A 618-nucleotide genomic window follows, 5' to 3' on the forward strand; every position below is an offset into this window, starting at 1 on the left:
TAGAGTTTTTCCTTTTCAGACTAACAAATATTTACGCTTAATTTTTGCTACTCCACAGGTTTTGGTATTGATCCTAACAAATATTTACGCTTAATTTTTGCTACTCCACAGGTTTTGGTATTGATCCGTGACAAACTTGACCCGTCTTAACTTAAAAAAAGACATAAAAAAAGCTCCTACAAAAAGGAGCTTTTTTTTATAATATATAAAAATGTAATAATTACAATTTAGAAACGTGTTTCGTTAATTTAGATTTTAAATTAGACGCTTTGTTATCATGAATGATATTCTTTTTAGCCAATTTATCAATCATAGAAATTACATTTGAAAGTTTAGATGCAGCATCTACCTTATCAGTTGCTATTCTTAATGCTTTGATTGCATTACGAGTAGTTTTATGTTGGTATCTGTTTAATACTCTTCTCTTTTCGTTACTTCTGATTCTCTTTAGAGCTGACTTATGATTTGCCATTTTATTATTTTTTTTCTTTTACTATTCTTTTTTTGTAGTCCGTAAGGGAATCGAACCCCTGTTACCAAGACGAAATCTTGGCGTCCTAACCCCTAGACGAACGGACCATTATCCTCCTAAGTTTTTTTTTCAATCTAAAATTGAAA

General features: G+C 30.3%; 1 protein-coding gene and 1 tRNA gene. Both read right to left on the minus strand.

Features of this window, described 5'->3' with window-relative positions:
• Positions 1 to 220: 220 nt before the first annotated feature.
• Positions 221 to 472 (minus strand): 30S ribosomal protein S20, encoded by a 252-nt coding sequence (gene rpsT / locus AC4PRO_RS11225; protein WP_492117406.1) that lies wholly within the window; start codon positions 470 to 472, stop codon positions 221 to 223.
• A 35-nt stretch (positions 473 to 507) separates the two neighbouring features.
• Positions 508 to 579 (minus strand) — tRNA-Glu (locus AC4PRO_RS11230).
• Positions 580 to 618 lie beyond the last annotated feature (39 nt).

The sequence above is a fragment of the Flavobacterium sp. DW-iso2 genome (assembly GCF_058725285.1).

What these genes read in the sequence shown, in the direction of transcription:
- rpsT (WP_492117406.1), bottom strand. Translation starts at nt 472, where the DNA reads ATGGCAAATCATAAGTCAGCTCTAAAGAGAATCAGAAGTAACGAAAAG.